Genomic DNA, 15,339 nt, shown 5'->3' with positions numbered 1-15,339 from the left:
TGCGTCAGGAGACTGCCGCTTATGTAAATCACACATAAAAAAGCTGCCCTCTCGGGACAGCTCGTTTTTTACCTTTTTCTAAGCGGCTCCAATATGCCTTTTTGGATCAGCAAGTGGAAAACGGACAGCAAGACGGATGCCCAAATGGCGGTGCCGAACCCATCAATCTGAAAGCTGTCTCCCATCAAGGCTGCGGTCATCATTAACGTAATGGCGTTGATGACAAACAGAAAGAGGCCGAGGGTCACAACCGTGACGGGCAATGTCAATATGACGATGATCGGCTTGATCAGTACATTTAACACAGAAAGAATCACACTGGCGATGACAGCCGCTCCGATACTGCTGATATGGACGGAATCAAAATATCCCGCGATAACGATTAATAATAAAGCATTTACTAAAATGCTGACTGCCCATTTGATCATTTATTTCAAATCTCCTTCTAAAGGTACAACAAAACACCAGATAATATATACAATCGGCACGATTCCGCTCGTGACAAGCGCTAATACAACGGTGATAATGCGTAAAAGCGACGCATCCATATTGACGTACTCCGCCAAACCGCCGACGACGCCGGCGATTTTACGTTTTTTTTCTGAACGGTAAAGTCTTTTCATCCAATCACCTCTGAGTATGCTTGAGCTTGATGGCTCCTGTTAACGATTCTGAGAAAATCGAGAGATGCTGATCATGGCCTTGATTTGATGCCAGCATCAGTTCTTTTTGAATGGTATCATTCTTTTCCTTTAAAATTTCCGCATCAATCAGCTCATGGCTGAGAGAGCCGAGATTGCTTTTCAGCTCCGCTTTCACCGCCGAATCATCAGGCAGAGCGATATCCACGTTTCCGGTCGTCGTTTTCGTGTAGATGGAGCGGCAGTGCGGCGCTGTCACGGTAAGCATGATATTGCCGTTAAAGCTTTGAACGTCAATGGATTCACTCGATCCGCGCAAATCAATTAAGCCGTTGATCGTTTCCGCTTCAATCGCGCCGCATTGATGTCCGGCCAGCTTGATTTGTCCGTTAGCCGTTTCCGCCGACGCTTTATCAGCCGTCAAATGAGAGAATGACAGAACGCCGTTTGTCGTTTTCGCCGAGAATTCTTTTACATGTAAATGTTCCCCTCTGATCGGTCCGTTAAACAGCTTCACTCTTATCTTATCGTACTCTTTCTGGGGAACATAAAGCGTGACATTGGTTTTCATCGTTTTCTTTTCCGTGCGGACAAAAAACTTATTGCCCTTCACTTCACACTCAATGTGCTGAAGAAATGCGGTGCGCGCCGCCTCCTGACTGTCCGCCCGGTACACTTTCGCCTGGCACTCCGCTCTGATATCTTCATCCGCCCACGGCACGATATTGACGCTGCCGTTTGCGATCTGCATATCAATGGCCGAGAATTCACTGTCTTTAAATTGAAAAATATGCTGCACTTCGTGTGCGTGGCCGAAATTCAGATCAAGATCCGCTTCCTTCACTTTTTTGACGGCAGAATCAATCCAGTCGAAAAGCTTCGCCCCGAGCGACGGCTTTTGGCTTCCTTTTGCCCCGCTTTCGAAATCTCCCGCAGGTTCCTGGACCTCCGCAGATAATGCGGTGATCTGCTCTTCTTTTTCTTTATATTCATGATCCAGTTTTTCAATGAGCGTCAGTGCTTCCTCCGCCGTCAGCATGCCGTCTTCCACAAGCTTTAAAATCCGTTCTTTCTCCTGTTTCATACAAAACTCCTCCCCCGACTTTTCTTACACCTGGCGTAACACCTTAATTCCCTGCACGATATTCCAAATGACCATTCCGATGAGGATCAGAAAATAAACAGCTGCTCCTGTTATCATAACAAAAACGGGCACCATACTCTCCCCCTGAGCCGTAATCAATCCGCCGACAACACCCGCGGTCACAATCAGCAATCCCGCAAACGGAATGATATGGGAAATCAGAGCGCGCATGGCATGCCGCTTCGTCTCTTTTTCATCGACGACAAAGTAAGCCACAATCGGAAGAATGAGCGGCGCGAGAAACACGCTGAAATAACAGATTGATGCAATAATCGCTTGATTTCGGTTCAATAAAAACACTCCCTGTGCCGTGATGTAAAAACCCTTCCTTATACATACGTATGACGAATGGGCGGGTTTCATTTTCATGCTAAGGACATGCTTCGTTATACGTAATTTTTGATTTCAGAGATTTCACTATAGAATCTTTTCCCCGAACCGATTACAATATGTAACAAAGCCTGACCGTATGCAAGGAGGACATACAAATGGAGAAAGATCCCGCAAACGCCCAAGTAACGGAAGAGAGTCTTCGAAATTTAATTCGCGAACAGAAAAGAATGAACAGCGAAATGCTGGCTGAATTGGAACAGATCAAAGCAGCCCCTCTTCCCATTTCCCATGATATCCAATATATAAAAGTGCTGCTGGACAGCAGCAGCACCCATATTCTGCAGGACTTAATGCATTTAAGCAGACAGCTTCCCCAACAGAAAAAAAGCCTGTAACAACAACAGCCCAAAACCGATGAGTTTTGGGCTGTTGTTATTGATCTATTACGTGGCTGCCGTTTCTTTTTCGGCCAGCAATGTTTTCATCCGTTTTCTATCACGTTCCATTACCGGTTTCAGATAGCGGCCCGTATATGATTCTTTCACTTCGACAACTTCTTCAGGCGTCCCGGAGGCTACGATCGTGCCGCCGCCCGCTCCGCCTTCAGGTCCCAGATCGACGATGTAGTCCGCCGTTTTAATGATATCGAGATTATGTTCAATGACCAAAACGGTATCTCCGTTATCAACGAGTCTTTGAAGCACAACCAAAAGCCTTGCGATATCATCAACGTGGAGGCCTGTCGTCGGTTCGTCCAAAATATACAGCGTCCGGCCGGTGGAACGCTTATGCAGTTCGGAAGCGAGCTTGACGCGCTGCGCTTCTCCGCCTGACAGCGTCGTCGCCGGCTGGCCGAGCGTCACATACCCGAGTCCGACATCGGCAAGCGTTTGAAGCTTGCGTTTGATTTTCGGGATATTTTCAAAGAAAGACAGAGCATCTTCCACCGTCATATCCAGAACGTCAGAAATGCTTTTTCCTTTGTATGTGACCTCAAGCGTCTCCCGGTTGTAACGTTTGCCGTGGCACACTTCACACGGGACGTACACGTCAGGAAGGAAATGCATCTCAATTTTAATGATGCCGTCGCCGCGGCAGGCCTCACAGCGCCCGCCTTTTACATTAAAACTGAACCGGCCTTTTTTATAGCCGCGCACCTTTGCTTCATTTGTCTGCGCGAATACATCGCGGATATCATCAAACACACCCGTGTAAGTTGCCGGATTTGATCTCGGTGTCCGGCCGATCGGCGCCTGGTCGATGTCGATCACCTTATCAAGGTGGTCGAGGCCTTTGATCTCTTTATGGCTTCCCGGTTTCGCTTTGGCTTTATGAAGCTTTTGCGCAAGCGCCTTATGCAGAATTTCATTCACAAGCGTGCTTTTTCCGGAACCGGACACACCTGTCACCGCCGTAAAAGTGCCGAGCGGGAATTTGGCGTTCGCTTTTTTCAGGTTGTTTTCTGACGCGCCTTTGATTTCAATGAACCGGCCGTCAGGCTTTCTTCTCTCCGGAGGCATCGGGATGAATTGAGCCCCTGACAAATAACGTCCGGTCAGGGAGTCCGCATCATTCATCACTTCTTCAGGCGTCCCCGCCGATATGACGCGGCCGCCGTGAATGCCGGCGCCCGGACCGATATCTATCAAATAATCGGCAGCCATCATCGTATCCTCATCATGCTCCACGACAATCAGTGTGTTGCCGAGATCCCTCATGTTTTTCAGCGCGCTGATCAGACGGTCATTGTCACGCTGGTGAAGGCCGATGGACGGCTCATCAAGAATGTACAGGACGCCTGACAAACGGGAGCCGATCTGCGTTGCAAGCCTGATGCGCTGGGCTTCTCCGCCTGACAGCGTTCCCGCCGCCCGGCTCAGCGTCAGGTAATCAAGACCGACTTTATCTAAGAAGCTGAGCCGCTCCACAATCTCTCTTAAAATTAAATCGGCAATCTGCATATCTTTCTCAGACAGTGTCAGTTTTTTGAAAAATTCCAGCGCATCGCCGACGGAAAGCTCGGTAATGGTGCCGATGTGGCGCCCGTTGACCAAAACGGCCAGCGCTTCTTTCTTCAGCCGGTAGCCTTTGCACGTCGGGCACGGCTTCTGTGACATGTACTGCTCCATCTGTTCACGGATATAATCGGAGCTTGTCTCTTTATACCGTCTCTCAATATTGCGCAGTACGCCTTCAAATTCAATTTCATTTTCGCGCACTTGTCCGAAATCATTCTCGTATTTAAAGTAGATCCGTTCATCTCCGCTGCCGTACAGCACTTTATCAAGCTGATGCTTCGGCAGGTCTTTGACCGGAGTCTCCATATCAATGCCGTAATGGCGGCAGACCGCCTGAAGCAGCTGCGGATAATATTGTGAACTGATCGGCGTCCACGGCGCGATGGCGTGTTCCTTTAATGACAGCTCAGGATTGGGAATGACGAGCTCAGGGTCCACTTCCAGCTTCAAGCCGAGACCGTCACAAGTCGGACAGGCGCCGAACGGGCTGTTAAACGAAAACAGCCGGGGTTCAAGCTCTCCGATAGAAAAACCGCACAGCGGACAGGCGTGATGCTCGCTGAACATCAGCTCCTCCTGACCGATGACATCTATCATGACACGGCCTTCCCCTAAGCGGAGCGCGGTTTCCAGTGAGTCGGAAAGCCGGGCGGCAACCCCTTCCTTGACGACAATCCGGTCAATGACGACTTCAATGGAATGCTTTTTGTTTTTTTCAAGTTCAATATCGTCGGAAAGCTCGGCCATTTCTCCGTCAATCCGCACCCTTACGTAACCTTGCTTTCTGATTTGGTCAAGCACTTTGACATGGGCGCCTTTTCTGCCTGAGATGATCGGCGCAAGCACTTGAAGCTTCGTCCGCTCCGGATATTCAAGAATCCGGTCAACCATCTGTTCAATCGTTTGCGACGTAATTTCAATGCCGTGCTCCGGGCAGTGCGGCTTCCCGACTCTCGCGTACAGCAGCCGGAGATAATCATAAATCTCCGTTACCGTTCCGACTGTTGACCGCGGATTGCGGCTCGTCGTTTTCTGATCAATGCTGATCGCAGGAGAAAGCCCTTCGATCGCATCGACGTCCGGCTTATCCATCTGCCCTAAAAATTGGCGCGCATAGGCAGAAAGCGATTCAACATACCGCCTCTGTCCTTCCGCGTAAATGGTGTCAAAGGCAAGGGATGATTTTCCCGATCCGGACAGCCCCGTCACGACGACGAGCTGATCCCGCGGAATCGTTACATCAATGTTTTTTAAATTGTGCGCCCTTGCGCCTTTCACCTCGATCCGGTCAATTGCCATGTGTTCATCATCCTTCCGCTTTAAGCTCTAACAGTAAATCACGAAGCTCTGCCGCCCGCTCGAAATCAAGCGCTCTGGCCGCTTCTTTCATTTCGTGCTCCATTTGCTCAACGACTTTCTGGCGTTCTTTCTTCGTCATCTTCGCCAGTTTAGGCGCGGCTTTTGTTTTATATTCTTCTTTATCCTCAGCGGCCTGCGTCGCGCGGATCACATCGCGGATTTCCTTATTGATCGTTTGCGGCGTAATGCCGTGAATTTCGTTAAAGCGCTCCTGCTGTTCCCGGCGGCGCTTCGTTTCATTAATCGCGATTTCCATCGAATTCGTGATTTTATCGGCATACATGATGACGCGGCCTTCCGCGTTTCGTGCCGCCCGTCCGATCGTCTGAATCAGCGAACGTTCAGAACGGAGGAAGCCTTCTTTATCCGCATCGAGAATGGCGACAAGTGACACTTCCGGAATATCAAGCCCTTCCCTCAGCAGGTTGATGCCGATTAACACATCATGTTTTCCGAGGCGGAGGTCACGGATGATTTCAATCCGTTCAAGCGTCTTAATCTCGGAATGCAGATAATTGACCTTAATGCCGATTTCCTTGAGATAATCGGTCAGATCCTCTGACATTTTTTTCGTTAAAGTCGTCACAAGAACGCGTTCATTCCGTTCTATCCTCGCCTGAATCTCGCCGATCAGATCATCAATCTGTCCTTCGATCGGACGGACGTCAATGAGGGGATCGAGGAGTCCCGTCGGTCTGATGATCTGCTCGATCATTTCCGGCGTATGCTCAATTTCATACGGTCCCGGAGTCGCCGACACGTACACGATATTGTGCATGTGTTTCTCAAATTCCTCGAATCGGAGCGGACGGTTGTCAAGCGCTGACGGCAGGCGGAACCCGTGATCGACAAGCACCTGTTTTCTCGCCTGGTCACCGTTGAACATGCCGCGCACCTGCGGAATCGTCACATGTGATTCATCAACGACAATCATAAAATCGTCCGGAAAATAATCAAGCAGCGTATATGGCGTAGAGCCCGGCGGACGGAGTGTCAAATGTCTTGAATAGTTCTCGATCCCTGAGCAAAAACCCATTTCCCGCATCATTTCAAGATCATATCTCGTCCGCTGCTCAAGCCGCTGCGCTTCAAGGAGCTTGCCGTTTTCGTGCATCACTTTCAAGCGCTCCTCAAGCTCCTGTTCAATATTCAGAATCGCTTTTTCCATCTTTTCCGCCCGGGTGACGAAGTGGGAAGCCGGGAAAATCGCGACATGGTCACGGTCGCCGAGAATTTCTCCGGTCAAAGCGTCGACCTCTCTGATCCGCTCAATTTCGTCTCCGAAAAATTCCACTCTGATACAATGTTCGTCACGGGAAGCCGGAAAGATTTCCACAACGTCTCCGCGCACGCGGAACGTCCCGCGCTGAAAGTCGATATCATTGCGGGCATACTGGATATCCACAAGCTTTCTCAGCAGCTCGTTCCGCTCAATTTCCATTTCCGGTCTGAGCGACACGACCATTTCCCGGTATTCTTCAGGTGAACCGAGACCGTATATGCATGACACACTCGCAATAATAATGACATCTCTCCGTTCAAACAGAGAGGATGTCGCGGAGTGTCTCAGTTTATCAATTTCATCATTAATGCTTGCGTCTTTCTCTATAAAAGTATCCGTTTGAGGCACGTACGCCTCCGGCTGATAGTAATCGTAATAGCTGACAAAATATTCGACAGCGTTGTTCGGGAAAAACTCCTTAAACTCGCTGTACAGCTGTCCGGCTAGGGTTTTGTTATGGGCAATGACCAGTGTCGGTTTATTCACTTCTTTAATCAGATTGGACACGGTAAAGGTTTTGCCCGTCCCTGTCGCACCCAGGAGAGTCTGGTGTTTTCTGCCTTCCTGTATGCCTTTGACAAGCTTTTCAATCGCTTGCGGCTGATCTCCCTGGGGCTGATATTTCGAGACTAACTCAAAACGATCTTTCACAAAAAAGCCTCCGTTTCTTTACGAAATCTTCCTATTGATATAGTAACACAATGACGGGCAAAATCACTAAAAATACGAACTAAAGTTCGATGGTTTGTTTTTACCAAGTCAATTTTTGTATAAAAAACCTGCTTTTATGGCGTAAAAGCAGGCATTCTATTTCATATTCACCATGTCAGGCATTGTCTTTCTTTTTGTCTGCTTCTTTTTTGGCCATGTACAGCCCTCCGGCCACCAGCGATACGACATCCAATCCCACGATAAAATACGTTTCGGTATAACCCTTTAAATAGGATGCGAAAAGCAGTGCGGCTGTGAGAGCGATCGCCACATAGTGGTTAAACGTGACGCGCGTAAAAAGGACGACCAGCATAAAAGGGAAACATAATGCAAAAACGGCTTTTGTAATCACAAAAACCCTCCTCGGGAATTCTTCATCTCATCTGATTATAGTAAAAAATGAAGAATCGGACAATCGTTCCCCTGCTATCACAATACCCTTTTTCAGCAGTCTTCAATCATCTGTCAAAAAAAATGTGAATATAAATCCATTGAACCATTAACCAGATGAATCGAATTACCTTTCTTCAGCCGAAAGGATGAGAAGGTTTAGGTCTTTGTATCTTTGACAGTTTCTTCCTCCCTCTTTACAATGTAATGATAGTGTTTACTATCATTTTTTTGGATGAAGAAAAAAAGGGGGTCATACCGCATGTATTCAGTGCGATTTCAAAAAGCGGAAGAATCGAGCCGCTCTGCAGGAGCAAAAGGAATGAACCTGATTAAACTGACGAAAAACGGGCTGCCCGTTCCCGGCGGTTTCATCATTCAGACGAATGCCCTGACACGTTTTATGGAAGACAACGGGCTTCAAGCAGATCAGGAACAGATGGAGCGCGCCATTATGAACGGCACGTTTTCAAAAGAGCTTCGGGAGGAACTGACCGCGTCGTTTTATGAATTGAGAGAATCATACGCCTCTGTCGCCGTACGTTCCTCCTCCGCGTCCGAAGATCTTGAAGGGGCTTCTTTCGCGGGCCAGTACGAAACCTATTTAAATATCAAAACAGAAGAAGAGTTTCTCGGAAAAGTGAAAGAATGCTGGGCTTCCTTCTTCTCGGCGCGGGTAAGCGGTTATAAAGAGAAAATGAACAATGACACCGCAGAACCGTTAATGGGCGTTGTCGTGCAAGGGCTTATCAATTCCGAGGTTTCAGGAGTCATTTTCAGCCGCAACCCCGTCACACATGATGACGGAGAACTGATGATCAGCGCGAGCTACGGTCTCGGAGAAGCAATCGTCTCCGGCAGCGTGACGCCCGACACATTTATCGTCAATAAAGACACATTTCAGATTGAAAAAGAAATCGGCTTAAAAGAAATGTATATCGTTTCTAAAGACGAAGGCGTGACGGAAAAAGAGACGTCCGCTGACATGAGAAACCGCTTCTGCCTTGATGACGAGAGCGTCAAAGAGCTTGCCATGCTGACGATAAAGACGGAAGAACTGTACGGTTATCCCGTGGATCTCGAATTCGGATTTGCCGAAAATAAGCTGTATCTGCTTCAGGCCAGGCCGATTACAACGATCGTGCAGGATCAGAAAGCGGCAGACGAAGAACGGGAATTTATCATGACGCCCCGGGATCAGAAAGATTTTTGGCTCAATATGGAGGCCAATATAGAAGGCCCCGTCAGCCCGTTATTCGCCTCACTTATTGTGCCGGCTTTGGAATACGGCCTCAAAGAGAGCACGAAGACATTCCCTGTAATGGGCATCGAAATCGAGCGTGTCAAACTTCATCAGGGCCGTGTTTTTTCCAGACAGCATAAGACGGACGACAAGCTGCCCGCAGAACAGTTAGAAGCGCTTTTCCCCGTCTTGGCTGACCGTATGTACGATATTATTCAGGAAACCTTTCTGCCTTTTTATCAAAAGCTGGACGAACTGGCGCATACAGACCATACGCCGGAGACTGCCCTTGATGCGTTCCGAAACCTGCAAGACTTCTATTTAAAAGGATACGCAGAACATTTCAATATTGTCTTTCCGCAGGTTGCGTTAAACATGATACTGGAATCTATGTACGGACAGGTTGAGAAAGAAAACACCTCCCTTCTGTATGAAATGCTGGCTGGCGTCATGAATAAGTCATTGGAAACCGACAGACAGCTCTGGCTGCTTTCCGGACAAGTAAAAGACAGCCCTGAGCTGCGGCGCGTCTTTACGGTTTCTCATGCCGACGAGCTGCATCAGACGCTTCTGCAATCAAATGAGGGAAAACGCTTTCTCGAACAAGTCGGTGAATTTTTACAGGAATACGGCTGGAGATCCGTGAAAAGTCATGATCTCATTGAAGAAACTTGGGCAGAAAACCCTTATTTCGCTTTGGCCAACATTCAGAACTATGTCCGGAACGGATACGATTTTGACAGTGAGTTTCATAAAACGATAGAAAAACGAAAACAGCTCTACACCGACTTTATGGATAGAATTGAAGATGACGGCTTCCGGGAGACGTTTGACCGCTATTATCAGTGGACATTGTCTTCATCCATCATCAAAGATGATCACCATTTTTATATTGATGCGATGCTGGACGCCAAAGCGCGCCTCTGCCTTCTGAAAATCGGCGAGCTGCTTCAAAAACAAGGCGTAATCGATGATCGGGAGGATATGTGGTACTTATACAGCGATGAAGTCGAGAAAGCGCTCGTGTCGCCGGTTCCGATGAAGGAAAAAGCCGCTGAACGGAAACAGCTCTTCCAGCAATATCAATTGCTTGAAGCCCCCGCTTATCTCGGGACTCCGACTTCGGAACAGCTGAAAACGGCTGAACAGATTACCGGCGCCATCACAGAAGATGAAAAAAACACTGAACATCAAATTTACGGACTTGCGGCGTCAAGCGGAATCGCAAGCGGCCCTGTAAAAGTCATTCGTGACGCAAGTGAATTTTCCCGTTTTTCAACAGGAGACGTGCTTGTCTGCAAAATGACGACACCGCTGTGGACCAGTCTGTTCCAGGATGCAAAGGCCGTCATTACGGACACGGGCGGCATCCTGTCACATGCGGCGATCATCGCGAGAGAATACGGGCTCCCGGCCGTTCTCGGCACACGTGCCGCGACTGACAGGCTCAACGACGGAGATATCGTCACGGTGGACGGGACAAACGGCAAGATTACGATTGTCAAACGCGCTTCATGCTAGGTTTCCCTCTTTATTGACGGCCAGGGCGGGTGTATACTTGTCCTGCCAGTATTTACGCGAGGTGAAACATGTTGAGGACGACGAACAAGAGAATTATTGACGCCGCGATGAATCTGATCATCCAAAAAGGATACCGCGCAGCGACAACAAAGGAAATCGCAGAAAAAGCAAAAGTAAGCGAAGCAACGATTTTCCGTAATTTTAAAAACAAACAAGGATTAATGAAAGCCATGATTGAACAGCAGACGCCGGTTCCGGAAAGCATGATCACTAAGGCGGAAGGCGATCTGTATGAGGATCTTCTTCATTTCGCCGCGACCCTTCTTCAGCAATTGGAACAAAAAAAAGAAGTGTTCCGCATCTGCCTGCGCGAACCGGAACTATTCGAAGACGTCCTGCAGGATATCGTCGTATATCCGCAATCCGTGAAAATGCATTTAATCGTTTACTTTAAGGAGCTGACAAAGAAAAATATGATAAGCCCCGGCAGCGAAGAAGCTAATGCAGACGTCTTTATGACGATGATTTTCGGTTATTTTATACACCGGCTGCAGCTGGGGAAAAGAGTCATTACTCTCTCTGAGGAAACGATGCTGAAACACAGCACTGAGATTTTCATGAAAGGCATTACCGGCCGGTCATTTTCCGGCTCCAAGGAGGATGAAGGATGGGTTCAAAGAAAGAATGGGCGCTGATTGTTTCGCTTTTGCTGGGAGCCATACTCGTTCCTATCAATTCTACGATGATCGCAGTCGCCCTTTCATCCATTTCCCGCTCATTCAGCGAATCAATTGCCAGCATCACATGGGTAGTGACCGTGTATTTAATCGTGATGGCCGTGACACAGCCCATTGCCGGCAAACTCGGTGATATGTACGGAAACAAAAAAATGTATTTATGGGGCGTCGGCCTTTTTCTCATCGCATCATTGGGGTGCGCCCTCTCGCCAAGTCTTTTCTTATTGATTTTCTTCCGGGCGCTTCAGGCTGCCGGCGGAGCTTTGCTTACGCCAAACAGCATCGCCATCATCCGCCATGTCGTGTCTGAAAAACGGCTTCCGAAAGTATTCGGCTTTTTCGGCCTCGGTGCCGGGCTGGGCGCGGCTCTCGGTCCGTTTATCGGCTCTCTTTTAATTGAGAGCTTCAGCTGGCATTCGATCTTTTGGGTCAACATTCCGTTTCTTGCAATCGCACTCGTGACGGCATTAGTGATGTTTCCTAAATATAAAGAAGAAACGTCTGACGCTCCGCTTGATATCATCGGGTCCGTTTTGCTTGCCGGAAGCATTGTATCTATTATTCTTCTGACGAAAAATGAAAGCTCTTTAGGCTATTGGGTGTACGCGCTGCTCATTCTCATATTTGTTCCGCTATTTTTCAGGCGGGAGCTGCGCACGAAACATCCGATTATTGATTTTGATCTGTTTAAAAACACGACCTTTACGAGCGCCAATCTGTCGGTTCTGTTAAGCAATTTAATGATGTACGCCGTGTTATTGATTATGCCGCTCTTTATGACCGGCCACTTCAGCATGAATACGTCGCACAGCGGCATGGCGCTGTCAGTCTTTTCTGTTTTCATGTCCGCCAGCAACTGGGGCGGAGCTCAGCTGCATCAGAAATGGGGCGCGCGAAGAATGATTTTTCTGTCCTTCGGGCTGATGGCCGTAGCCAATCTCTTATTTCTGCTTTTGGTTTATTCCCATTCCGTTCCGTTTCTTATGGCATCGCTTATTGTCGGAGGCATCGCGTCAGGTGCGGGGCTGACGAGCATGCAGGTATCTTCTCTTGCGACGGTAGAACCGGGCATGTCCGGCATCGCATCCGGGATTTTCTCCACCTTCCGTTATTTCGGAAGCATTATTTCTTCAGCACTGATCGGTTTAATCTCCGGGTTTCATATTCTATTCATCATATTGATCGGAGTTTCTGTGATCGGCTTGTTCGTATCGCTTGGTATCAAGTCCGTGGAAACCGTTCAGACGAAAAAAAGCCATTCGGCATAACGAAAAAGGTTCCGTAAGCATCTGCTTTCCGGAACCTTTTCTAGTTTTCCTTCTTATTTTTCTCTCTCGAAAGTGTCACCGCACTCCCCCGCTGTACATTTAATTGTACTTCTCTATCTCTCACTGCTCTGCCAGCAACAAATTCACCATATCACTATAGCTATTCAAACCGTCTGTCTGATTATTTGCCTTCAGATATACATCATTTACATTTCTTGAAATACTTGAAATAACACCCTCATACTTATCCCGGTACTGCTCATTTTGTTCTATATCATGCTGCACCGCCTTGGACAGACTGGACATTATATCAGACGCCTGATCTGGATCCACTTTCTTTAGCTCAGATATAGAATAATCAAATGCTAGAAAAAAACCACTGTAAAGTATCATTGGATCATCCTGCTGCTTACATGCCAGATAAGCTATAAAATTAGCCTCATCCTCATGCATGAAACCACTCTGATGTGCCAATTCATGCGCCATAGTAGCAGGCACCAAAAAAACTGGCACATTAACATTGATATTGGATTCATAAGTAAAAGGGACAAAAATACCATGTATCCCTGCATGCGACATTAGTTTTGACATCACCACTGGTTTTGGTGTTGAATATGAATGCTCCAAAACAGGATATTTCTTTGATAACATTTGCATCGAGAACACTGCGTGTTGTGCATAATAATCAAAAACCTCTGGTACATGAGCCAAAAGATCAGTATCCGCTAACTTTTCCCTTGCCAATTCCATTTCAACGGCAAGTGACTTACTCAATTTAACCAGTTCTTCCTTGCTGTAGTTCTCTTCTTTATATTCGGTATGAGACAAAAAAGAATATCTGTGATAGTTTATTCCACCCAAAATAGTATAACAAAAATATATCACGCTACAGATCGTAACGATTCCTAGAGCACCACGATAAACTACCATCCTACGTGCACCTTTACTCATGATGACCTTGCGCACATAATAAACGATATAAAATAGAAATAGTAACACAACCAACACTACGAGCCATTCACTAACAGAAAATGTGACCCAAGAAGGTACAAGTCCTACTGTTTTTGACAATAACGGATATACAGACCTACTGTATTTCTCCGCCCAATCCTGATGGTTCTGCGCATATTTTGTCAGTATGTAAGCTATAACTCCAAGTGAAATCAACGGTAATCTCTTAAGTAAAAGCTTTTTTATCATGTACTCCCCCTATCCAACATAACCATTATAATCAGTTATTCTTAATATATATCCTGCAAAAATTCATCTTCTAAAGGTTTTGGAATTAGCAATAACCTTTCCAATAAGCCATACCTCTCCTTCATTTATTTTTTTATTATTTCAAAATAAAACAGCTAAGAAAATATAATTTTCTTAGCTGTTTTACTTTTATAGCTGATTTTGAAATCTAGTTTAGGAGTTCTTGAAACTATTCCGAATAATTATGAAAAATCACATTATAATGCTGTCATTTCTTCTTGCTCATGTTCATCCTGAACGAATAAAATACCTAATTCATGATGTTCGCCTTCATAGGACGCGCGCTGATCAAATCGGATCTCACCGTTCAGGCCGATGATCTCCATTTTTACAAATGCGCGGTTTTTTTGAAGTGCTTCATAAAAATCCGATACATGCTTCACGGGGATGCCGTTTACTTTCGTAATAATCTCACCGATCTTCAGCTCAAGATCATCCGCGGGTGTATTCGGAATGATGCCGAGCACCATTAAACCCTGATCCCGCTTAGAGAAATAAAACGGAGCCGCGTTATCGTTCAGCCGCTGTCTTAATGATAAAAACAGGCGTCCGAGCACCGCAATACAAGCGGCAGCTCCGGCAAGCGGAGTCCACCAAAGGGCCGCTGCCCCGAATGCGGTCACGATAACCCCGAGAATCATGACACGTTTCGCCGTTATTCTTATGCTGACTTCCGGAAGTGACCCCTGCACACGCTGTCCGAAGCCGGCGATATAAGGAATCCAGATCAAATGGAAAGAGCCGCCCGGCACGGTAAAGACAGGCCACCAAGAAAGGTGTGACTCAAGCCCGCTGCCCGGCACCAATAAGAAAAGCGGAAGCAGCCATGCGCGATTCGCCAATTGTCGGCCGATGGGCAGGCCTCTGCTGCTGACGACAAGCGCCGGAGATGTTTTCAGATGCGCTGAACGGCAGGCAGCCGCTCCCTCCGTGATAATCAAAAGGCCCATAAACACGGCCGCCGATGCCCAATTCACGCCGAATGCCTGCGGAAACCGATCCGCAAACGGCACTGTGTGGGTATACTGAAGGATAAACGCAATGAACATGCCGGCGCTGACAATATAAGCTGAGGACAGCCAATTCATACGGAACGTCAGCGAAGCCAAAGCCGTCACAGCCGCGATTATGCCGAGAAGACCGAATGGAATCGAAATTCCCAGTCCAAAAAATAATATGGAGAGAAGAATACCCGGTATAAGTCCTTTTATGTATGTAAAGATAAGCTCGTCATACATATCCGCGATTTTTGTATGAAACGTATGGCGTTCACGTTTGATCCGCAAATATCCGCATGCGAGACTTATGATGATAAAAAACCAGAACATCGGGTGCAAAAAAAACAGACCGATACTTTTCAGAAGTTCAATTCCCCATTGAACAGACACTGCTTTCACCGCCTCAAGCCAAACATTTTAATTCTATTCTACCA

At 47.3% G+C, this 15,339-nt stretch carries 13 protein-coding genes; 4 read left to right on the top strand and 9 right to left on the bottom strand.

Translation table 11 applies throughout. The annotated features are described in order from the left end of the window. Nucleotides 1-68: 68 nt before the first annotated feature. From OQ477_RS14135 to OQ477_RS14120, 4 genes are read right to left on the bottom strand one after another with little or no spacing between them, the layout of a single operon-like run. Entirely contained in the window at nucleotides 69-428 is a 360-nt protein-coding gene (locus OQ477_RS14135) for a phage holin family protein (protein ID WP_265972844.1), read from the bottom strand. Next, nucleotides 429-623 (bottom strand): PspC domain-containing protein, encoded by a 195-nt coding sequence (locus tag OQ477_RS14130; RefSeq protein WP_265972842.1) that lies wholly within the window; start codon nucleotides 621-623, stop codon nucleotides 429-431. 4 nt (nucleotides 624-627) lie between these two features. Next, on the bottom strand, nucleotides 628-1,725 hold the full coding sequence (locus tag OQ477_RS14125) for a DUF4097 family beta strand repeat-containing protein (protein ID WP_265972840.1): 1,098 nt from the start codon (nucleotides 1,723-1,725) through the stop codon (nucleotides 628-630). Between the two features lie 24 nt (nucleotides 1,726-1,749). Beyond that, nucleotides 1,750-2,076 carry a hypothetical protein gene (locus OQ477_RS14120; RefSeq protein ID WP_003151444.1) on the bottom strand — a complete coding sequence of 109 codons (327 nt, stop codon included), beginning with the start codon at nucleotides 2,074-2,076 and terminating at the stop codon, nucleotides 1,750-1,752. 197 nt (nucleotides 2,077-2,273) lie between these two features. Here OQ477_RS14120 and OQ477_RS14115 point away from each other — a divergent pair, with 197 nt between their 5' ends. After that, entirely contained in the window at nucleotides 2,274-2,513 is a 240-nt protein-coding gene (locus OQ477_RS14115) for a hypothetical protein (protein ID WP_038460009.1), read from the top strand. A gap of 48 nt (nucleotides 2,514-2,561) precedes the next feature. Here OQ477_RS14115 and uvrA read toward each other — a convergent pair whose 3' ends face one another. The 3 genes from uvrA to OQ477_RS14100 all read right to left on the bottom strand — a co-directional run bounded on the left by uvrA (nucleotide 2,562) and on the right by OQ477_RS14100 (nucleotide 7,840). Then, nucleotides 2,562-5,435, bottom strand: coding sequence for an excinuclease ABC subunit UvrA (uvrA, locus tag OQ477_RS14110; protein WP_101669670.1), 2,874 nt, complete (start codon nucleotides 5,433-5,435; stop codon nucleotides 2,562-2,564). Nucleotides 5,436-5,442: 7 nt separating this feature from the next. Next, nucleotides 5,443-7,428 carry an excinuclease ABC subunit UvrB gene (uvrB, locus tag OQ477_RS14105; RefSeq protein ID WP_003151439.1) on the bottom strand — a complete coding sequence of 662 codons (1,986 nt, stop codon included), beginning with the start codon at nucleotides 7,426-7,428 and terminating at the stop codon, nucleotides 5,443-5,445. 175 nt (nucleotides 7,429-7,603) lie between these two features. Next, nucleotides 7,604-7,840 (bottom strand): CsbA family protein, encoded by a 237-nt coding sequence (locus OQ477_RS14100; protein WP_003151438.1) that lies wholly within the window; start codon nucleotides 7,838-7,840, stop codon nucleotides 7,604-7,606. A 300-nt stretch (nucleotides 7,841-8,140) separates the two neighbouring features. Here OQ477_RS14100 and OQ477_RS14095 point away from each other — a divergent pair, with 300 nt between their 5' ends. The 3 genes from OQ477_RS14095 to OQ477_RS14085 all read left to right on the top strand — a co-directional run bounded on the left by OQ477_RS14095 (nucleotide 8,141) and on the right by OQ477_RS14085 (nucleotide 12,647). Next, on the top strand, nucleotides 8,141-10,642 hold the full coding sequence (locus OQ477_RS14095) for a PEP/pyruvate-binding domain-containing protein (RefSeq protein ID WP_265972838.1): 2,502 nt from the start codon (nucleotides 8,141-8,143) through the stop codon (nucleotides 10,640-10,642). Nucleotides 10,643-10,713: 71 nt separating this feature from the next. After that, nucleotides 10,714-11,337 (top strand): TetR/AcrR family transcriptional regulator, encoded by a 624-nt coding sequence (locus OQ477_RS14090; RefSeq protein ID WP_265972837.1) that lies wholly within the window; start codon nucleotides 10,714-10,716, stop codon nucleotides 11,335-11,337. Beyond that, nucleotides 11,310-12,647 (top strand): MFS transporter, encoded by a 1,338-nt coding sequence (locus OQ477_RS14085; protein WP_265972835.1) that lies wholly within the window; start codon nucleotides 11,310-11,312, stop codon nucleotides 12,645-12,647. The genes OQ477_RS14090 and OQ477_RS14085 overlap by 28 nt, the downstream gene beginning before the upstream one ends. Nucleotides 12,648-12,767: 120 nt before the next feature. Here OQ477_RS14085 and OQ477_RS14080 read toward each other — a convergent pair whose 3' ends face one another. After that, a complete protein-coding gene (locus tag OQ477_RS14080; RefSeq protein WP_323054516.1) occupies nucleotides 12,768-13,814 on the bottom strand; it encodes a DUF3810 domain-containing protein in 1,047 nt (348 codons plus the stop codon). A gap of 290 nt (nucleotides 13,815-14,104) precedes the next feature. Beyond that, entirely contained in the window at nucleotides 14,105-15,295 is a 1,191-nt protein-coding gene (locus tag OQ477_RS14075; RefSeq protein WP_265972831.1) for a S1C family serine protease, read from the bottom strand. Nucleotides 15,296-15,339: the final 44 nt, after the last annotated feature.

This window comes from Bacillus sp. ChL18 (genome assembly GCF_026241425.1).
GTDB classification, from domain to species: domain Bacteria; phylum Bacillota; class Bacilli; order Bacillales; family Bacillaceae; genus Bacillus; species Bacillus velezensis.
Note: the sequence above shows the minus strand (reverse complement) of the source record. Positions and strands in the feature narration are given on the sequence as shown.